Source organism: Acidisoma sp. (assembly GCF_965199065.1).
GTDB lineage: Bacteria > Pseudomonadota > Alphaproteobacteria > Acetobacterales > Acetobacteraceae > Acidisoma.
In genome coordinates this window covers 1178023-1195948 of the sequence record NZ_CBDAQN010000003.1, presented here as the reverse complement: position 1 = coordinate 1195948, position 17926 = coordinate 1178023, and the positions used below count along the sequence as shown (strand labels likewise).

The following is a 17926-nucleotide window of genomic DNA, read 5'->3' as shown; positions in this document are numbered from 1 at the left end:
GCTGCAAAACATCGGTCATGGGCATCGCCTTCGAGTTCATGACGGTGGGCGCGAAGTCGGGATCAACAGTCGTTGCCGGGATCGTCACGCTGCTGGCGCTGGTCGTGTTCATCGGATGCTTCGCGTTCTCGTTGGGACCTGTCGTCTGGACGGTCATCAACGAGATTTTCCCCGGCCATATTCGCGGGCTTGCTGTTGCGGTGGCGACCGCGGTCAATTGGGCGGCGGCATTTCTGGTCAGCCAGGTGTTCCTCTCCCTCATCAACATGATCGGGAACGTGCCGGAGACGAAAGGACGGTCGCTTGAGCAGATCCAGCAACTTTGGAAAGTTAAGGACGCGTGACGTCTTTGTGGGTAGCGCCGCGAAGGTCTCCTACGACCCACATCATTGACCTCATGGCGGTGTTCTCCCGCATGGCGATCCGGGTCTGTTTCAGGCCATAGCCAGCGTGTTCCCCGCCGGTCGCGAAGATGCTGGAGCACCGCGGCCTCGATCAGCACGGGCAAAGCGGCGACGACGTCGAGGACCTTCACGGGGCATCTGTCAGCCGGTCCCGAATACCATACGGTCTGGCGGCAGGGGGATAAACGAGGACGAAAGGCGCGACCGGCCCCGGCTGGCATGACAGAACCGGGCGGGTCCAGAAACAGACATCGGGTGCCCGGTGCTTGAAAGGGATCCAACTCTGCTCGGCGCAGGATCGCAGACTGAAGCCGGGAGGAATAGCCGCGCTGTTCTTTGCGGCGACGATGGCATCGGGCTCAACATGTCCAGATTGGCCGGCGGCTATCGTCTCACCGGTGAACCGTGTCTTTCCGCCGAACACCGGCAGGATAGGAAGGAAGCCTCGATCCCAGGTCTGAATGCTGACGACGCAAGGATGCCCGGCTGCCAAGCTGGAGTAGAGTCTCGAAGCATTATCCTGCCATGGCACCATCATATAGAGCAGGGGGCTCATGTAGGGGCCGCTCAGACTCCCACCGAGGAGGAGAGCGATCCGCAATTCTGATTTGTTCGCGCAAACGCGGGCCAGCCCGACGCCGGCCAGAGGGATGACTAAGGCTGTCGCGGGAAATATGAAGCGCAGTTCTTTATGGGCAACGAGAGAATGCACGGCGATGGTTGCCAGCGCAGCCAGCCCTGCAACAGGCAATTTTCGGACGCCAAGCCACGCGAAGTAGCCGATAAAAATTCCACCCCAGAGCCAGTCGTAGAGCAAGTTCAACAGATAGTAGGTCGGTGGTGCGGAATCGAAGTAGTGGCTGGCGACGCCGAGGACGATGTTCAGGTAGATATTCATCCAGAAGCTGCGGAACATCGCGCCCCAGGTGAACCAATCGAGCACGCCAGCGCACAGTACCGGAACGGCCGCGACCGGCAGTGCAAGCAACCATCGTTTGATGTTTCGGCCACAGAGGAAAACGCCGGCGACAGCAATCGCCGGTGCCAATTGTTCTCGCAAGGTGAATGTCATCCCCAGCAAGAACGCGGCCTGCATGACATGTCGCAGGTTGGGTTGTCCGCGACTTGCCTCCACCAGGTAGATCGCAGGCACCAGCAGGTCTGCTGACAGCGCCTCTTCCAGGGGATGCGGTGCCATAAGCCACAAATCCGGCCAGACGGCGGTGAGCAAGCCGGCGGTCCAGGCGCCTCTGGTGCCATAGAAGCGTTCGCCCCACTTCGTCGCACACCAGACGATCGGCAGTGAGGCGATGCAGAGCATGAGCCTGATCAGCATCAGGCCGGCAGCAGGCGCTTGGACAAACAGGTGCGCCAGTGCCATCGGTGCCGCGAGCAGTAACGGTATCAGCCAGGACCGTAAGCCGACCTGATATTCCCAAGGCACAACGCCTTGTCCGAAAACCAGTCGATGCGCCTGCTCGATGTACTGAAATATTTCGTCGGGCGCGTAGTAGTTCGGAAAGGCGAAAGCGATGAACAGCCTTATGGCGAGCGCCGTGCCGAGGCTTATCGTCAGTGGGGTCGCCAGGGATTTCGATGTGGCCTCGGGAGACGCGGCGCTAAACATTCTCGGCCGTCCATAGCTCGAACGGCAGCAACACCTGCTGGAACGGCGGGGGCGCTTCGTCTGTCGCCGTCACCATCGCGCCCACGGCCGCCGCCGCCATGGCACGCCTTGGATGCGATAACACCAGCCTGATCGTGCCATCGATCAAAGCCGCGCGCGTATCGTCCGTCAGGTCGCGCCCGATCGTCACCAGGCGGTCGGCAGCGCCCGCATCGGCTATCGCCTGCACCACGCCCTCGATGCCGCCGCCCGCCACCCACAGCGCCGCCAGATCGGGCGTGCGCCGGATGAGGTCGAGCGTGTGCTCGTAGGCATAGCCGGGATCCTCGAACGTGGTGACAGCCTCCATCACCCCGAACCCGGGTGCATGTTCGCGCATGTAGGAGCGAAAGCTCATCTCGGCGACGTCCTGGCAAAGGTAGCGGTGACTGCCGACGAGGATGGCGACGCGACCGTCCGGGCGGGCCATGTTCGCGACGGCCCAGGCGGCCGTCCGCCCCACCTTCCAGTTGTCGAGTCCAACGTAACCCGCGCGCGTCGGGGCCGTGAGATCCGAGATGAGTGTGATCGCCGGCACGCCCCGCTCGTGCGCCTGCCCGATCGCCTGCGAGATGCGTGGGTGGTCCGCCGCCACCACGCCGATCGCATCCACTACCTTGGCCATCGCCGCGATGCGGTCGGCGACGAAGGCGGGCGTGAGGTCCGCCAGGAACTCGACGCGGAACCGCCCGCGGATCGTGGGTGCGGCCTCCACCTCGAGTTTGAGAGCCTCAGCCACCCCGCGGTAGAAGGCGCCCTTTTCGCGCTGCAGGATGAAGCCGAAGGTCCGTGAGGGTTTCTCTTCGGTCAGGCGCTGGCGAATGGCCTGCTCGGCACGGAAACCGATCGCCCGCGCGGTCGCCAGCACCTTCTCGGCGCGGTCCGGACGTACCGGGTCGCGCCCGTTGAGGACGCGATCCACAGTGGAGACGCTGACACCCGCCGCGCGGGCCAGATCGGCAATGGTCGGTCGCTTCATGCTCTGCCGGATGAGAGAATCTTTCAGTCATCCTAGCGCTCATGCTGAGGGTTTGAGAGATAATTCTCTCATTTATTGAAGCTGCCGGCCGCGCCGCCGTAAGTTGCGCCAACAGCAAAGGGAAAAACCGATGGCCTGGAAGACCTATGGGCTGGGCGGAGGTGGGGCCGACGGCGCCGCCCATCTGGACAGCGACACCTTGGAGAGCCAGGTCGAGCAGGAGTGGTTCTCCTGCACGATCGACCGCAAGACGCTGAAGCAACTCACCCGCCGCTCGGATGGCCCGCCGTTGCGGCATTTCGGGTTGTGGCTCGGCCTCCTGCTTCTCTCAGGGGTGGCAGGCTTTCTGTCCTGGGGCACCTGGTGGTGCGTGCTCCCTTTCGGCGTCTATGGCGTGCTCTACTCCGCCGCCGACCATCGAGCGCACGAGCTTTCCCACGGCACGCCGTTCAAGACGCGCTGGATCAACGAGGCGCTTTATCAACTCGCGGCCTTCATGACGTTGCACGAAGGCACCTACTGGCGCTGGAGCCATTCCCGCCACCACACTCACACGATCATCGTCGGCCGCGATCCGGAGATTGCCGTGCAGAGGCCGCCCGGAATCGCGGCGCTCATGCTCGATCTTTTCTTCATCAAGTCCGGCGTGAAGATGATCGGCCTGATCCTGCGCAATGCGACCGGCAATCTGAATGCCGATGGCCGCCACTTCATCCCTGAGATGGAGAAGTCCAAGGTCGTGTGGTCGTCGCGGATCTACGTCGCCATCTTCGCGGCCACCATCGCCGCCTGCATCCTCACCCGCAGCATACTGCCGGCGATGTTCATCGTACTGCCGCGCTTCTACGGCGGCCCGCTGTCCCAGGTGTTCAATATCACCCAGCACACGGGTCTCGACGAGGACGTGTACGACCATCGTCTCAACACGCGCACCGTGCTGATGAACCCCGTCTTCGACTTCCTCTACATGAACATGAACTACCACATCGAGCACCACATGTTCCCGATGGTGCCATTCTACGCGCTGCCCAAGCTTCATGAGCTCATCCGCGATCAATGCCCGGAGCCTTACCCGGATCTGCGCGCGGCCTATGCCGAGATCATTCCGGCTTTGCTGCATCAAAGGCGGGACCCGTCCTGGTTCGTCGTGCGGCAACTGCCCGGCACCGCGACCACCGACACCGTGCTCGTCCACCCGATCGCCGCCGAATAACGCTGACGCAACTGCGAGCAATTTCCATTATCTCGAGCCGGAAGCGGCTCGAAGATGGAAAAACTCAACCGATCCGGATAAAAAAATGGAATTCCCGGTCGATTAAGGCCAGAATCCGATTTACACCGCCTGACCGCTATGGCCTTATCCAACCGCTATCGCGGCAATAAGAAAGAAGCGCCAGGGGGGGCACCGACAGCGAAGATGCGCGCCGGCAGGGCAGGTTTTTTCGCCGCTGTTCGCGCAGTCAACAATAACGATCGTCGGCTACAAGCAATCGTCCAAATGAAAATGCATTGCGATCTGCGCCGTCTGGCGCGAGGGAAAGAAAAAGACATGAAATCGATGACCAAGACGTCCTTCTTCACCATGGCAGCGGGCGCGGCACTTGCCTGCGCGACGTTCCTGACGCCAGTCCGCAGCTTTGCCCAATCGAACGAGCATTATACCTTCGCGATGATCACGCACGGCCAGCCGGGCGACACCTTCTGGGACATCATCCGCAAAGGCGCCAACGAAGCCGCAAAGAAGGACAATGTGAAGCTGCTCTATCTTGCCAACCCGACGGCTTCGGGTGAGGCGCAGCTCATCACCAACGTCACCGCCCAGCATGTCGACGGCATTGCGCTCACGCTCGCCTTCCCGGATGCCGAAGAGACGACGCTCAAGAACGCGCTGGCCGCCAACATTCCGGTGGTCGGCTTCAATGCCGGTGGTGACGCGTGGAAGCAGGCGGGGCTGATGGCCTACGTCGGGCAGGCCGAGACCATTGCCGGTGCGGCCGTCGGTGATCTCCTCAACAAGGATGGCGCCAAGAGCGTTGTCTGCGTCGATCAGCAGCAGGGCGCGGTGCAGCTCGAAGCTCGTTGCGACGGCATCAAGAGCACCTTCAAGGGCGCCTACACCATTCTTTATGTGCCGGGCTACGATATGGCGAGCGCCCAGTCCCGCATCGAGGCGAAGCTTCAGCAGGACAAGAATGTCGATTACGTGGTCACGCTCGGCGCGCCCTTCGCGCCCACGGCGATCATGGCCGCCAGCATGGCCAGCAGCCAGGCAAAGGTCGGCACCTTCGATCTCACGCCGCGCGCTGTCACGTTGATCCAGCAGGGCAAGCTGCAATGGGCCGTCGATCAGCAGCCTTATGTCGAGGGCTACGAAGCCGTCGATCTACTGTGGCTCTACAAGCACAATGGCGATGTTGTCGGCGGCGGCCAGCCGGTGCTGACGGGGCCGGCTTTCGTCAACAGCTCGAACATCGCGGTTGTCGCCAAGTTCGCAAAGATGGGAACGCGATAAGCGCGAAGCAGCACTTCAGCTGATCCGGCCGGCAGCGGCCGAAGGGGGGTAACGTGACCGTCGTCACAGAAAGAGTCGAACCGCGTGTCATGCGCCGTCAACTGGTGCATCAGCCGCTTTGGAAGAAAGTGCTCAAGCGTCCCGAGGTGGGCGCGCTTGGCGGCGTGATTCTCGTCTTCGCCTTCTTCTATGTCATGGCGCCACCCTTCCGGCAGCTGTCGGCGCTGACGACGGTGCTCTATCAGGCGTCCACGCTCGGCATTCCGGCCGTGGCGGTCGCCATGCTCATGATCGGCGGCGAGTTCGACCTCAGCGCGGGCGTCGCCGTCGTCTCGTCCTCGCTCGCGGCCTCGATGGCGGCGACCGAGATCTTCGGCAACATCTGGCTCGGCATCATCTTCGCGTTGTTCTTCTCCCTGGGCATCGGCGCGCTGAACGGCTACCTGCTCGTGAAGACCAAGCTGCACAGCTTCCTGGTGACGCTGTCGACCTTCCTCATGCTGCAGGGGCTGAACATCGCCGTCACCAAACTCGTCACCGGCAATGTGGCGACGGAGGACATCAGCGGAATGCCGGGGTTCAATCTGGCGCAGAGCATCTTCGCGTCGAGCTTCAAGGTCGGCCAGGTCAACTTCAGCATCGCCATCGTCTACTGGATCATCTTTGCGCTGATCGCGACCTGGGTTCTGTTGCGGACGCGCGTCGGCAACTGGATCTTCGCGGTCGGCGGCCAGGGTGACAGCGCACGCGCCGTCGGTATCCCGGTGAAGAAGGTCAAGATCGGCCTGTTCATGACGGTCGGCTTCTCGTGCTGGTTCCTCGGAATGCACATGCTGTTCGCCTACGACACGGTGCAATCCGGCGCGGGCATCGGCAACGAGCTGCTCTACATCGCCTCCGCCGTGGTCGGTGGTTGCCTGCTCACCGGCGGCTACGGTTCGGCGGCAGGGTCGGCGCTCGGGGCGTTCATCTTCGGCATGACGACCGAGGGCGTCATCTACGCCGACTGGGATCCTGACTGGTTCATGTTCTTCGTGGGCGCCATGCTGCTGCTCGCGACTGTCTTCAACGGCTGGATCCGGGTCCGCGCCAGCAGCGGAAGGAAGTGATATGGACATGTCCGCGAATCCCATCATCCAGCTCACCAATGTCGGCAAAAGCTATGGCAACATCAGCGCTCTCCGTGATGTCAGCCTGACCGTCCGTCAGGGCGAGGTCACCTGCATCCTGGGCGACAACGGCGCCGGCAAGTCGACGCTCATCAGCATCATCGCCGGGCTCATCACCCATGACACCGGCACCTACGCGGTGGACGGAAAGGCGATGCACTTCAATTCGCCCCGTCAGGCGCTCGATCTCGGCATCTCGGCCGTCTACCAGACGCTCGCGCTGGTCCCGTTGCTCTCGGTCTGGCGCAACTTCTATCTCGGCTCCGAGTTGATGACCGGCATCCCACCGTTCAGGCGCCTCGACGTGAAGAAGATGCAGGCGACGGCCGCCGACGAACTCTCACGCATGGGGATCAACATCCCCGACCTGGAGCAGCCGATCGGTACGCTCTCGGGTGGTCAGCGGCAGGTGGTGGCGATCGCGCGCGCCGTGCATTTCGGAGCCCGCGTGCTCATCCTCGATGAGCCGACGGCGGCGCTGGGCGTCACCCAATCCGGCATCGTGCTGCGCTTCATTGCGACGGCGGCACGCGACCAGGGCGTCGGCGTCATCTTCATCACCCACAACCCGCACCACGCTTACATGGTCGGCGACCACTTCATGGTGCTGTCGCGTGGGGAAGTCGAAACCGATACGGCCCGGGCCAATCTCAGCCTTGAAGATCTCATGTTCCACATGGCGGGAGGCGCCGGGCTGAATGCTTTGCAGCATGAGCTGAACCGGAACGAAGTACGCGTTTCCTGAAGGAACAATCGGATGCCAGAGCAACCGCAATACGGGATCGCGCTGTTCGGCGCGGGCCGCATCGGCCACGTCCATGCGCGCAGCATTGCCGCTCATCCAGCCACACGGCTCGTCTATGTGGTCGACCCGGTGCCCGGTCCGGCGCGGGCGCTCGCCGAGAGCTACAGCGCGGCGCATGTCGATGAGGCGACGGCGCTGGCCGATCCCGCGATCGCGGCGATCGTCATCGGGTCCGCCACCAGCACCCACGCGGACCTCGTCGAGAAGGGGCTGAAGGCCGGCAAGGCCGTGTTCTGTGAAAAGCCGATCGATCTGTCCATCGAGCGGGTCAACGCATGTCTCGCGGCTGTGCTCGATTGCAAGTCGCCTCTGTTCGTCGCCTTCAACCGGCGCTTCGACCCTGCCATCGCCGAGATGAAGCGGCGGATCGTGGCGGGTGACATCGGCGCGCTGGAACTGGTGACTGTTATCTCGAAGGACCCCGGTGCGCTCCCGCTTGAATATCTTTCGGTCTCGGGCGGCATGTTTCGCGATATGACGATCCACGACTTCGACATGGCACGCTTCATTCTCGGCGAGGAGCCGGTAACGGTGACGGCGACCGCCTCGGCGCTCACTGATCCAGACATCGCCTCCATCGGCGACATCGATACGGCATCTGTGACGCTGCAATGCGCGAGCGGCCGGATCGCGGTCATCACCAACAGTCGTCGCGCGAGCTATGGCTATGACCAGCGGGTCGAGGCGCACGGGGCGCTCGGAACACTCCGCACCGAGAATATACCGATCAACAATCTCGTGCAGGAGCGAGAGGACGGCGTGCGGCGCGAGAAGCCGCTGTTCTTCTTCCTCGAGCGCTATGCGCAATCCTACCGCAACGAGTGGGACCATTTCGTGCGTGTTCTGCAGGGCGAGGAAGCGCCCAACCCAACTGGCGAGGATGGACGCCGCGCCCTGCTGCTGGCGGAGGCCGCCTATCGCTCGATCGAGACCGGACAGCGCGTGAGCGTCGCGCCATGAAGATCGGCATCGTGTCAGACTCGCTCGGCCATCTCGGCTTCGAGGAGATGCTGGATACGGCCGCCGGCCTCGGCATCCAGGGTATCGAGGTCAACGCCTGCAACTGGACGACGGCGCCGCATCTCGATCTGCCGAAGCTCCGCTCCGATGAGGGCGCCCGTCGCGCCTACCGAAGAGCCTTCGAGACGCGCGGGCTCGAACTCATCGCGCTCAACGCCAACGGCAACCAGCTGCACCCGACCGAGGGCGAGCGCCAATCGGCAGACCTGCACGAGACGATCGTGCTCGCGGGCGAGCTTGGCATCGACAAGGTCGTGCTCATGTCGGGCCTGCCCGCAGGCGGTCCCGAGGATCGGACGCCGAATTGGGTTGTGTCTTCATGGCCGCCTGAGACCCAACGCATCCTTGAATGGCAGTGGGAGGAGAAGCTGCTGCCCTATTGGCACGAACTCGCGGGTTTCGCGCGGGAGAACGGCGTGACCAAGCTCTGTGTCGAGATCCACGGCAATCAGCTCGTCTACAACGTGCCCGCTCTGCTGCGCCTCCGGGCTGAGATCGGCCCCGTTGTCGGCGCCAATCTCGATCCCAGCCACCTGCTCTGGATGGGCGCGGACCCCATCGCCGCGGTCGATGCGTTGGGCAACGCCATCCTGCATTGCCACGCGAAGGACACCTTCCTGAACAAGCCGCAACAGGCGTTGACCAGTCTGTTGGAGAACGGCTCGCTCACCGATATTGCTGGCCGGGCCTGGAGCTACATCACACTCGGCTATGGGCATGACGAGGCCTGGTGGCGGGCGTTCTGCTACCGGCTGCGTATGGTCGGCTACGACGGTTGGCTCTCGATCGAGCATGAGGACATCATGCTTTCTCGCATCGAGGGGGCGCGCCGCTCGGTGGAACTGCTGCGAGCGGTGGCTCCGGTCGAGGCGAGCGACTACGTGCTGCAGGACTTCTAGGCTCAGGCCCCGGCCATACCGTCGATCTGCGGGATCGGCCCGCGGGTCACGTCCAGCCTGCCCGCCGGTTGCGCGGGCATCGTTACAGCCTGTCCGCTCGCTGCCGACTGATAGATGGCGTCGATGATCCGCAGATCCTGAATGCCTTCCTCGCCCGGGGTCAGAGGCGTCACGTTGTTGCGGATCGACCAGGCAAAGGCGTCCATCTCGCGCGCGAACTGATCGACCGGCGCCATGTCAACGGAGTTCGTACTGTTCGCCTGACCCATCTTGCGCCCGATCTGCATCTGCAGGCCGGTGTAGGCGAAGGCGGGGCTCATGTGGAACCAGGCGGCCTCGTTCTGCACTCGGATGTGGTTGCTCTGGTGGAAGGAGTAGCCTGACGCGCAGTTTGCCACGGTGCCTGACGGGAAGCGCAGGGTGAACATCGCGATGTCCTCGACCTCTTTAAAGCGCGGATCGCCCTTCGGCTGCGTCGTGCGCGCCGTGATCTCGATCGGCTCTTCGCCGGTGATGTAGCGGGTGGCGTTGAGGCAATAGACGCCCACATCCACCAGGCTGCCGCCGCCCGACCAGGCCTTCTTCTGCCGCCACTGACCGTTGCCAAGATCGTTCTGCCCGTTGACCGCATCGATCAGACGGATGCCGCCATTCGCCTGGGTGCGCGCCAGCTTGATGAGCATCCGCTGATGCGGCTCATACTGCATGCGATAGGCGATCATGAGTTTGCGCTTGGCCTGATTGCAGGCGTCGATCATCCGCTGTGCATCGGCGACGCTGGTCGCCATCGGCTTTTCGCAAAGCACATGCTTGCCCGCCGCCGCGGCGCGCACCGTGTATTCCATGTGCATGGAGTTCGGCAGCACGATGTAGATGATGTCGACGTCCGGATTATCTTTCAGCTTGTCGAAGTTCGCGTAGTCGTAGAGGTGGGTGTCGGGGATGCCGTACTGCGCGCCGACAGCGCGGGCCTTGTCGCTCTCGCCGCTCACCAGCGCCGTCACCTTCACCGATTTTGCGCGGCCGAAACCCGGCAGAATCTGGTTGAGCGCGAGATGCCCGAGGCCGACCACCGCGACGCCCAGCCGCTTGTTCAGCGGATCGGAATTCATTGTCGGCGGGTCGAGATCGGTCGCGGTATCGTGCAGCGGGGGCAGAGACACGCGATCGCCGGAGACGGTCCCGAACAGCGCCGCGGGTTCATCCGGCGGAAGAGTATCGGCGTGCGCGTTGCCGCCGGTCAGTGCGGCGATGCCTGCAACGGCCGAGCCGAGAAGTGTGTTGCGCCGCGATACATCGGCCATCCGACCATCCTTTCCTGAACGGCGAGGGGTCTCGCCGCGCAGGAAGTTGGGAGGCGCTCCAGTCGGTTCAATGCAACTCGCAGATGAGGAGTCCGCGAGAGCCGGTCAGATCTTGTCCTTCGCCAGCATCATGTGAACGCCCTTGTTGCCGTCCACCGTCTGCGTCACGCGCAGATCCCCTGCCAGCGAGCACAGCATATAGGCTTGGTTGCGGGAGAGGTTCGTGCGGCTGCAGACGTGATCGACCATCTCCCGCACCGCCTGCTTGGCGGCGTCATCGAGATCCTCGTCGATGCCGATCGAGATGAGGTGGGTCGGGCTCTCCGCGAATGGCCGGAGCAGATGCAGGTCGTGGCGGACGGTCAGGCGGAAAGTGCCGGTGAGGCCGGTCTCCAGCGCCGTGATGCAGACCTCGCCGTCGCCCTGCACGCCGTGTCCGTCGCCGGCCATGAACAGCGCGCCTTCGTTGAACACCGGCAGGTAGAGCGTCGTCCCCGGCTTCAGTTCCTTGTTGTCCATGTTGCCGCCGAAGGCGCGCGGCTGAATGGAACTGCACGGCCCCCAGGCGGCAGGGGGCGCCACCGCCATGATGCCGAAGAACGGGTCGAGGGGCAGTTCCAGGCCCCAGGGCAGCATCGTCACGCCGCGCGCCGCATCGATCGGCGGGTGGATCGTCTCGTAGTCGGTGAACTCCTCGGGCAGGGTGCCGAGCAGCGGCAGGATGCTGACGAAGCCGAAATCCATCCACGGCTTCGCCTCAAGGATGTCGACCTGCAGCGTGTCGCCGACCTTCGCGCCGGTCACGAAGACCGGGCCGCACATGAAGTGCCCGCCCTCGCGCGGGTGGGCGGCGAGACCCTCCCGCCAGATCTTGGGCACGCGCGCGGCGTCGGGCGGCAGGGAGCCGAGGCCGCCTGCGGGCAGCGAGGAGAGCGTCACCGTATCGCCCGAGGCGACGGTCAGCACCGGCGGCAGGGTCGCATCCAGAATGCCGCGGACCATAGTGTCCGGCGTGAAGGGGATTTCGTGGTGCTGCGCCATACGGGCCTCTTTCGCTGTTGTGTCTGCGTCTCATCGAAGCCCGCGCGGGCTGTCAGCGCAACTGCCTTGACGCTGCCACCCAGGCGTCTTATCTCCTGCAAATGCGAGGCGTTCGCAACATCTGGCTCTAGGAACTTCGTTCATGGTTTGTCGCTTCCGTCATCTGCTCGGCCTTGCTGTGGGCGGGATGGTCATGCTGCCGCTCGCCGAGGTTCAGGCGGCCGAGGGGTTTCTGCCGGCGCTTCATCATCATGTGACGCTCGGCTCCATGGTGCCCGACAACGGCGACCAGAACCCCTATGCCATCGTCGTAGCGCCGGTCTCGATCGGCTCCATCCAGAAGAACGACGTGCTCGTCGACAACTTCAACAACGCGGGCAACCTGCAGGGCACCGGCACGACGATCGTCGACTACCATCCCGCGACCAAGGCCCTGTCCGTGTTCGCGACGATCCCGAAGACTCTGGCCGGTTGCCCGGGCGGCGTCGGGCTGAGCACGGCCATGACGATGCTGAAGAGCGGCTGGGTCATCGTCGGCAGCGCGCCGAGCACGGACGGCACGATGAATACGCGGGGGAACGGCTGCCTCGTCGTGCTCAACAACCAGGGCCACATCGCAGGCACGATCGCGGGGCAAAACATCAACATGCCGTGGGGCAACATGGCGACCGAGGACGATGGCGGCACCGCCACGCTCTTCGTGAGCAACGCCGGTTTCGGGGTGGGTTCGCCCGATGGCCAGCCGCCGGTCGTGAAGCAGGCGACGGTCCTCCGCATTGATCTCACAATTCCGGACGGTAGGCCGCCGCATGTCGCGAGCGAGACCATCGTCGCACAGGGCTTCGGCGCCCAGGCCGACAAGGGCGCGTTCCTGATCGGCCCGACCGGGCTGGCCCTCGGCGCGAATGGCACGCTCTACGTGTCCGACGCGATCGGCAACCGTATCGTGGCGATCGACAACGCAACCAAGCGCGCCGATAGCGCCGGCACCGGCCGGACTGTCACGGCGGATGGGTCGCTGCAGCACCCCCTCGCGATGGCGGTTGCGCCCGGCGGCGATCTGCTGGTCACCAACGGGCTCAACGGGCAGGTGATCGAGGTCGATCCGAAGACTGGCAAGCAAGTCGCCGTGCAGTGGGCCGATCCCGACAAGGCCCAGAGCCCGCCGGGCAGCGGCGACCTCTTCGGCATCGCCATGACGCCTCAGGGTGACGGCTTCTATTACGTCGAGGACGAGAACAACACGCTGGTGATCGCACGATGAGTTGTCCCTTCTCCGGCTCCCGGCGCGGCATGTTGGCCGCGGCAGGCGGCTTGCTCGCCGCGACGACGATGCGCGCCTCGGCGCAGACCCCTCCCGCCATCGGCCAGTCCGCCGGCTCGTCCGGCAGCCGTGCCGTGGAGCCCTTCTACGGGCCCAACCAGGCCGGGATCGCGACCGCGCAGCAGACGCATTGCTACGTGATGGCGCTCGATCTGGTGACCGCCAGGCGGGCGGATGTGGTGGCGCTGCTGAAGTCCTGGACAGCAGCCGCGGCACGCATGACGGCGGGACAGACGGCGGAACCGCTCGGCCGAGACCTCTCGGTACCGGCAACCGACGGCGGCTCGGCGCTCGACCTGCCGGCGTCGCGCCTGACCCTGACCTTCGGCTTCGGGCCCGGCCTTTTTGTGCAGAACGGCGCCGACCGCTACGGGCTGGCGGCGCGGCGGCCTGCGGCGCTCGTCGACATGCCGCGCTTCAACGGCGACCAGCTCGACCCCAGGCGGACCGGCGGCGACCTCGTGGTGCAGGCCTGCGCGGATGATCCGCAGGTCGCCTTTCACGCCGTCCGCGAGTTGGTGCGGCTTTCATACGGCAACGCTCAGCCACGCTGGGCCCAGAGCGGGTTCCTGGCCGATGCACCCTCGGGCGAGACTCCGCGCAACCTCATGGGGTTCAAGGACGGCACCCAGAACCCCGGCCTCAACGGCAGCGGCACGCCGGACATGCCCGCTCGTTTCGGCGATGTCGTCTGGGCCGGAGCCGAAGGCCCGGACTGGATGCGCGGCGGCAGCTATATGGTGGCACGCCGCATCCGCATTTCCCTCGAGCATTGGGACCGGACAGAGGTCGATTTTCAGGAGCAGGTGATCGGGCGTCACAAGATGTCCGGCGCGCCGCTGGGCAAGTCCGGCGAGTTCGAGCCGCTCGGACTGGACCGCGTCGACAGCGACGGCAACCCGGTGATTCCCCAGAACGCGCATGTGCGTCTGGGCGCGGCGGCGGCCAATGGAGGCGCCGAGATGTTGCGGCGCGCCTACTCCTATAACGACGGTCTGAGTTTCACCGCCGAGCGCTGGCCGCCGTGGCGGCAGGGTATGATGTATGATGCGGGGCTCATGTTCCTGGCCTACCAGAGCGATCCCCGCACCGGGTTCATCCGGGTCTTCGAGCCTATGTCGAAGCTCGATGCGCTCAACCAGTTCGTGACCCACACCGGCAGCGGCCTGTTCGCGTGCCCGCCGGGTGTTCTGAGCGGCCAGTACATCGGTCAACGTCTGTTCGAAGCGTAGATCGTCACCCACTGACGTTATAACGCCAGTGCAAAGATCGCGGCTCCGTGATTGAAAGAAGATCGCATTTTGTGAAACGACCCTGTTAAGCTTATCGTTTAGCGAGCGGGACTGCGGCATAGAACCAAAGCTCGGACGCCAGCCTTATCAGGGAGTTCAAGAGATGACTGTCGAGAAGATCCTCAAGGGAAAGAATAGCGTCGTCGCGACGGTCGCGGCCGATCTGCCACTCTCGGATGTGTGCGCACTTTTGACGGAGCGTCGCATTGGTGCGGTTCCCGTAATGGACGGTTCCACCCTCGTCGGGATCATCAGCGAGCGTGACGTGGTCCATGTTCTGGCCTCGCACGGTGCCGCCGCGCTTGAACTCAAGGTTGGCGATGCGATGACCCGCAACGTAAAAACGACGACGCTGCACACCACGGTCGTGCAGGCGATGGCCGCGATGACGGCAGGCCGGTTCCGGCATCTGCCCGTGGTGGAAGCCGGGCGGCTGATCGGCATCATCAGCATCGGTGACGTGGTCAAGGCGCGGCTCGACGAGCAGCAGTATGAGGTGGAGAACTTGCGCTCCTACGTCGTCGGCGCCGCCTGACTTGTCGAGAATGCCACTGCTCCGGTCATCCAACGCGGCTTTCTGCGCTTCCGGTGCTCGTTGGCCAAGCTGGACCGCGCCTTAAGCGCTCTGACCCGGCGCAGCGCATTCCTGAACAGTCGTTTGAGGCCGCAAAAGTTTTCGGTTCTTTTTCCCAAAAGAACCGCCTGCTTCCGTTTAAAACGCAGCGATGCCCGTGATCGCGCGGCCAAGTATCAGCGCATGAATGTCGTGCGTGCCCTCGTATGTGTTGACGCTTTCGAGGTTCGCCGCGTGGCGCATGACGTGGAACTCGGCGGATATACCGTTCCCGCCGTGCATGTCGCGGCTGGCGCGGGCGATCTCCAGGGCCTTGCCGCAGTTGTTTCGCTTAATAATTGAGATTGCCTCGGGTGCGAGGCGCCCGTCCTCGAACATGCGCCCGATACGCAGCGCCGCCTGAAGTCCGAGCGCGATTTCGGTTTCCATATCGGCAAGTTTCTTCTGCACCAGCTGCGTGGCCGCCAGCGGCCGGCCGAACTGCTTTCGGTCGAGCGCGTATTGGCGGGCGGCGGCGAAGCAGAACTCGGCGGCTCCCATCACGCCCCAGGAGATGCCGTACCGGGCGCGGTTGAGGCAGCCGAACGGGCCTTTGATGCCGGAGACGCCGGGCAGCAGGTTTTCCTCCGGCACGATGACGCCGTCCATGACGATCTCGCCGGTCACGGAGGCGCGCAGGCTGAGCTTGTTGCCGATCTTGGGCGTGGAGAGCCCGGCCATGCCGCGTTCGAGGATGAAGCCGCGCACGGCGCCGTCTTGGGCGTCGGATTTGGCCCACACCACCATCACGTCGGCGATCGGGCTGTTGCTGATCCACATTTTGGCGCCCGAAAGTCGATACCCGTCGCTGATCTTCTCGGCGCGCGTCCGCATGCCGCCGGGATCGGAGCCCGCATCGGGTTCCGTCAGCCCAAAGCAGCCGATCAGTTCGCCGGTCGCGAGGCGCGGCAGGTATTTCGCCCTCTGCTCCGGCGAGCCATAGGCGTGGATGGGATACATGACGAGCGAGGACTGCACGCTCATGGCGGAGCGGTAGCCGCTGTCGACCCGTTCCACTTCGCGCGCCACGAGGCCATAGGCGACGTAGCCGAGGCCGGCGCCGCCGTATTCCACCGGGATCGTCGGGCCGAGCAGCCCGAGCGCGCCCATCTCCTCCATTAAGCCGCGGTTGAAGGTCTCGGTCATATAGGCGTCCGTGATGCCTGGCTGCAGCCGCGCCTGGGCGAAGTCACGTGCCGTGTCGCGGACCATGCGCTCCTCCTCGGAGAGCTGGTCGTCGAGCAGGAATGGGTCCGCCCAATCGAACGAGGGCTTGGCGATTGAGGGCTTGGGCAGGCGCACGTCGTCCATGGCCAGGATCTCCTTGGTCATCAGATCGTAGTGATGACGACCCTCGGCGGCAACGATCGAAGCCTTTCCGCTGGCACGGCCCGTGCTAGGTTGTTTTTTGCAAGTGCGAAGGGATCAGGCGAGCGTGACCGCTTACGACTTCCTCGTCATCGGCAGCGGGCCCTCGGGGCGCCGCGCCGCCGTCCAGGCTGCAAAGCTCGGCAACTCCGTTCTCGTCATCGAGAAGGGCCGGCGGGTCGGCGGCGTCTCCGTCCATACGGGCACCATCCCGTCCAAGACGATGCGCGAAACCGTGCTGAACCTCACCGGCTACCGGGAACGCGGCTTCTATGGCCGCGCCTACCGGGTGAAGAAGGATATCGGCGCCAGCGACATCATGTCCCGGCTGCACAAGACGCTCGACCACGAGGTCGATATCCTCGAGCACCAGTTCGCCCGCAACTCGGTCCGCACGATATCCGGCACGGCGCGGTTCCTCGGTCCGCACCTCGTGGAGGTCACCTCGGAGTCCGGCGAGGTCACACGGGTCGAGGGCGACAAGATCCTCATCGCCGTCGGCACGCGGCCCTACCGCCCGCCCGAGATCCCGTTCGACGGCGTGCGTGTGCTCGACAGCGACGAGATCGTCGATCTCAAGGAGCTGCCGCGCAGCCTGACGGTGATCGGCGCCGGTGTGATCGGCGTCGAATACGCCACCATCTTCAGCGCGCTGGATGTCGCGGTGTCGCTGGTCGAGCCGCGGGACAGCTTCCTCGACTTCATCGACCAGGAGATCATCGAGGACTTCACCCACCAGCTGCGGGATCGCGGCATGACGATCCGGCTCGGCTCGAAGGTCGCCTCCATCGAGATGGAGGGCGGCTGGCCGACGACGGTCCTGGAGAGCGGCCGGCGCGTCCGCAGCCAGATGCTGCTTTATTGCGCGGGCCGGGTCGGTGCGACGGAATCGCTCAACCTCGAAGCCTGCGGTCTGGCCGTCGATCATCGCGGCCGTCTTAAGGTCAACCCGCAGACCCTGCAGACCGAGGTGCCGCATATCTACGCGGCGGGCGACGCGATCGGTTTCCCGAGCCTCGCCTCGACCTCGATGGAGCAGGGGCGCATTGCCGCCTGCCACGCCTTCCACATGCCGATGCCGCCGGCGCCCGAGTTCTTCCCCTATGGCATCTACGCCGTGCCGGAAATCTCGACGGTCGGCATGAGCGAGGAGGAGGTGCGGCGTCGCGGCATTCCGTATGAATGCGGCGTCGCCCGCTTCCGGGAAACCTCGCGCGGCCACATCATGGGGCTGGAGACGGGGATGATGAAGATGATCTTCTCCATCCGCACGCACCGGCTGCTCGGCGTCCATATCGTGGGCGAGGGCGCGACCGAACTCATCCACATCGGGCAGGCCGTGCTGAACCTGAAAGGCAAGCTCGAATATTTCATCGAGAACACCTTCAACTACCCGACCCTGGCGGAGGCCTACAAGATCGCCGCGCTCGACGCCTACAACCGTCTACCTCGCGGCGCCGCTCCGCCAGTGGCTCCAGTCGCACAGGCTGAGACCGCGGCGGATTAAATGGCGCAAAAGCATCGTGTTCG

The 17926-nt window shown here is 64.3% G+C and carries 16 protein-coding genes; 11 read left to right on the top strand and 5 right to left on the bottom strand.

Translation table 11 applies throughout. The annotated features are described in order from the left end of the window. Window positions 1-17 precede the first annotated feature (17 nt). On the top strand, window positions 18-344 hold the full coding sequence (locus ACOEQ1_RS13680) for an MFS transporter (RefSeq protein ID WP_419759795.1): 327 nt from the start codon (window positions 18-20) through the stop codon (window positions 342-344). Window positions 345-531: 187 nt separating this feature from the next. On the opposite strand, the gene ACOEQ1_RS13675 is transcribed toward ACOEQ1_RS13680, so the two are convergent. Then, window positions 532-2031: a mannosyltransferase gene (locus ACOEQ1_RS13675; protein ID WP_419759794.1), complete on the bottom strand. Its 1500-nt coding sequence runs from the start codon at window positions 2029-2031 to the stop codon at window positions 532-534. Then, entirely contained in the window at window positions 2024-3049 is a 1026-nt protein-coding gene (locus tag ACOEQ1_RS13670) for a LacI family DNA-binding transcriptional regulator (RefSeq protein ID WP_419759793.1), read from the bottom strand. The genes ACOEQ1_RS13675 and ACOEQ1_RS13670 overlap by 8 nt, the downstream gene beginning before the upstream one ends. Before the next feature lie 130 nt (window positions 3050-3179). Between ACOEQ1_RS13670 and ACOEQ1_RS13665 the strand changes: the two genes are divergently transcribed. The 6 genes from ACOEQ1_RS13665 to ACOEQ1_RS13640 all read left to right on the top strand — a co-directional run bounded on the left by ACOEQ1_RS13665 (window position 3180) and on the right by ACOEQ1_RS13640 (window position 9454). Beyond that, a complete protein-coding gene (locus ACOEQ1_RS13665; RefSeq protein WP_419759792.1) occupies window positions 3180-4262 on the top strand; it encodes a fatty acid desaturase in 1083 nt (360 codons plus the stop codon). A gap of 336 nt (window positions 4263-4598) precedes the next feature. Beyond that, window positions 4599-5561 (top strand): substrate-binding domain-containing protein, encoded by a 963-nt coding sequence (locus tag ACOEQ1_RS13660; RefSeq protein WP_419759791.1) that lies wholly within the window; start codon window positions 4599-4601, stop codon window positions 5559-5561. 89 nt (window positions 5562-5650) lie between these two features. Then, the gene (locus tag ACOEQ1_RS13655; protein WP_419759790.1) at window positions 5651-6670 is read left to right on the top strand and encodes an ABC transporter permease; all 1020 of its coding nucleotides are present in this window, start codon (window positions 5651-5653) and stop codon (window positions 6668-6670) included. Between the two features lie 7 nt (window positions 6671-6677). After that, window positions 6678-7475 (top strand): ATP-binding cassette domain-containing protein, encoded by a 798-nt coding sequence (locus ACOEQ1_RS13650; protein ID WP_419759789.1) that lies wholly within the window; start codon window positions 6678-6680, stop codon window positions 7473-7475. Between the two features lie 12 nt (window positions 7476-7487). Continuing rightward, window positions 7488-8495: an inositol 2-dehydrogenase gene (gene iolG / locus ACOEQ1_RS13645; RefSeq protein WP_419759788.1), complete on the top strand. Its 1008-nt coding sequence runs from the start codon at window positions 7488-7490 to the stop codon at window positions 8493-8495. Further along, a complete protein-coding gene (locus ACOEQ1_RS13640) occupies window positions 8492-9454 on the top strand; it encodes a sugar phosphate isomerase/epimerase family protein (RefSeq protein ID WP_419759787.1) in 963 nt (320 codons plus the stop codon). The genes iolG and ACOEQ1_RS13640 overlap by 4 nt, the downstream gene beginning before the upstream one ends. Window positions 9455-9456: 2 nt before the next feature. Here the strand turns inward: ACOEQ1_RS13640 and ACOEQ1_RS13635 are convergent, their stop codons facing one another. After that, entirely contained in the window at window positions 9457-10758 is a 1302-nt protein-coding gene (locus tag ACOEQ1_RS13635; protein WP_419759786.1) for a Gfo/Idh/MocA family protein, read from the bottom strand. 105 nt (window positions 10759-10863) lie between these two features. Beyond that, a complete protein-coding gene (locus ACOEQ1_RS13630; protein ID WP_419759785.1) occupies window positions 10864-11799 on the bottom strand; it encodes an acetamidase/formamidase family protein in 936 nt (311 codons plus the stop codon). A 142-nt stretch (window positions 11800-11941) separates the two neighbouring features. On the opposite strand from ACOEQ1_RS13630, the gene ACOEQ1_RS13625 reads away from it, so the two are divergent. From ACOEQ1_RS13625 to ACOEQ1_RS13615, 3 genes are all read left to right on the top strand, one after another. Continuing rightward, complete coding sequence (locus tag ACOEQ1_RS13625; protein ID WP_419759784.1) at window positions 11942-13063, top strand: hypothetical protein; 1122 nt, start codon at window positions 11942-11944, stop codon at window positions 13061-13063. Further along, window positions 13060-14355 carry a Dyp-type peroxidase gene (locus ACOEQ1_RS13620; RefSeq protein ID WP_419759783.1) on the top strand — a complete coding sequence of 432 codons (1296 nt, stop codon included), beginning with the start codon at window positions 13060-13062 and terminating at the stop codon, window positions 14353-14355. The genes ACOEQ1_RS13625 and ACOEQ1_RS13620 overlap by 4 nt, the downstream gene beginning before the upstream one ends. A gap of 163 nt (window positions 14356-14518) precedes the next feature. Beyond that, complete coding sequence (locus ACOEQ1_RS13615; RefSeq protein ID WP_419759782.1) at window positions 14519-14950, top strand: CBS domain-containing protein; 432 nt, start codon at window positions 14519-14521, stop codon at window positions 14948-14950. 177 nt (window positions 14951-15127) lie between these two features. On the opposite strand, the gene ACOEQ1_RS13610 is transcribed toward ACOEQ1_RS13615, so the two are convergent. Beyond that, a complete protein-coding gene (locus ACOEQ1_RS13610) occupies window positions 15128-16339 on the bottom strand; it encodes an acyl-CoA dehydrogenase (RefSeq protein WP_419759781.1) in 1212 nt (403 codons plus the stop codon). Between the two features lie 124 nt (window positions 16340-16463). On the opposite strand from ACOEQ1_RS13610, the gene sthA reads away from it, so the two are divergent. Continuing rightward, on the top strand, window positions 16464-17903 hold the full coding sequence (gene sthA, locus ACOEQ1_RS13605) for a Si-specific NAD(P)(+) transhydrogenase (RefSeq protein WP_419759780.1): 1440 nt from the start codon (window positions 16464-16466) through the stop codon (window positions 17901-17903). Window positions 17904-17926 lie beyond the last annotated feature (23 nt).